We start from the raw sequence: 1533 nt of genomic DNA on the forward strand, positions 1-1533 counted from the left end.
GCGCCGAACAACGTGCTCTTGAACGGCAGCACCAGGTTGCCGTCGCCGGTCGAGCCTTCGGCGAACAGCACCATGGCGTCGCCTTTCGCCATCCTCTTGGCGATCTCGCTGGCCTGGTCGCCGGAGGTGCGCTTGCGCTCGCGCTCGATGAAGACGGTGCGCTGCAGCTTGGACAGCATGCCGATCAGCGGCCAGCCCTCCATGTCGGCCCTGGCGATGAACTTCACATCGACGAAGGAGCCGAGCACCATGATGTCGGTCCAGGAAATGTGGTTGGCCGCCACCAGCAGAGGGCGGTCTTTGGCCAAGCTGCCCGTCACATGCACCCGCATGCCCAGCGCCCGCAGGATCATGCTGTGCCAGATCTTCAGGATGACAGTTTCGGGCCACAGCCCCGTCTTCATCGACAGGATCTGCAGCGGCACCAGCACCAGGGAACAGACGACCACATAGAAGAGCGCCAGGAAAATCCGCAATTTCTCGATCATTCGCTCCGGCCCTATCGCGCGGATTGGCTAGCGAAGATCGCGGCGCATGACAAGCGCGCCGGTCGGGCCGTGCTCGGTCGAACGGTAATAGTTCGGGCGATGGCCGACCTGGATGAAGCCGAGCCTGCGGTAGAGCCCGATCGCGGGCGCATTGGTCTCGTCGACCTCGAGGAAGAGCGCTTCGGCGCGCTGCGCATGAAGCTCGCGCAGCACCGCGTCCATCAATTGCCAGCCAAGGCCCTGGCGGCGATGGCTGCGGGCGACGGCCACGGTCAGGATCTCGCCCTCGCCGGCTGCGAGCCGGGCGAGCACGAAGCCGACCGGCGGCTTGGAGCCCTGACCTGTTTCCCGCGCCGCATAGCCGAAGACCGTGTCCTGTTCGAGGAGCGCCGCAAACTCGCCATCGGTCCAGGGCCGCACGAAATCCTCGCGGTGCAGCACCGAAACAGCGGCGCTGTCGGCGACCGTCAGCGGTTCCAGCGCATAATCCCTGCGGCGCGGCTGAAAGAACGGAATGCGCATCAGGGTTCGCTTCCCTTGTCCTGCCTTGGCAGAATGAAACCCGCCTGCTGCTTGGCGTCGGCGCCACGCAGATAGAGCGGCTTCGGCTTCTCGCCGGGTCCCTTGGCGGCGGCCAGCCTGGCATAGGTGGCAATATCGGCGGTGGCGGCGACCGGACCGGTGTCGAAGGCACGACCTGCCGCGTGGGCAATCCGCGGCGCGGCGGTTCCGACAAGCACCGCTTCGGCGCTGATGGCCATGGCCACCGCCTCGGCAAGCGTAGCTACGGATGGTCCGTAAGTCTTGGCTAACGCTCTATCATAGAGCGCCGCATGGATTTCCTCGCGCCCGGCGTCGAGCGCTGCAAGCACCGCGCGCCCGGGAAAAGCCTTCGCGCCCTCGGCTGCCAGGGCTTCCAGAGTCGTCACGCCGATCGCCGGGATTTTCAGCGCCAACGCCAGGCCGCGCGCGGTCGATACGCCGACGCGCAGGCCGGTGAAGGAGCCGGGGCCGATCGAGACGGCAACGGCGTCCAGGTCAGGGT

3 protein-coding genes are annotated in these 1533 nt (G+C 66.5%); all 3 read right to left on the minus strand.

What is annotated here, in order from left to right; genetic code table 11:
* Positions 1-488, minus strand: a 488-nt coding sequence (locus EOA27_RS35950; RefSeq protein WP_145970814.1) for a lysophospholipid acyltransferase family protein, incomplete at its 3' end; no start/stop codon positions are given.
* A 27-nt stretch (positions 489-515) separates the two neighbouring features.
* Positions 516-1010 carry an N-acetyltransferase gene (locus EOA27_RS35955; RefSeq protein ID WP_040985961.1) on the minus strand — a complete coding sequence of 165 codons (495 nt, stop codon included), beginning with the start codon at positions 1008-1010 and terminating at the stop codon, positions 516-518.
* On the minus strand, positions 1010-1533 hold a 524-nt coding region (gene tsaB, locus EOA27_RS35960), incomplete at its 5' end, for a tRNA (adenosine(37)-N6)-threonylcarbamoyltransferase complex dimerization subunit type 1 TsaB (protein ID WP_127258668.1). The genes tsaB and EOA27_RS35955, both read right to left, overlap by 1 nt.

It is taken from the genome of Mesorhizobium sp. M2A.F.Ca.ET.037.01.1.1 (assembly GCF_003998075.1).
In the GTDB taxonomy this organism is placed as follows: Bacteria; Pseudomonadota; Alphaproteobacteria; order Rhizobiales; family Rhizobiaceae; genus Mesorhizobium.

What these genes read in the sequence shown, in the direction of transcription:
- EOA27_RS35955 (WP_040985961.1), bottom strand. Translation starts at nt 1,010, where the DNA reads ATGCGCATTCCGTTCTTTCAGCCGCGCCGCAGGGATTATGCGCTGGAA.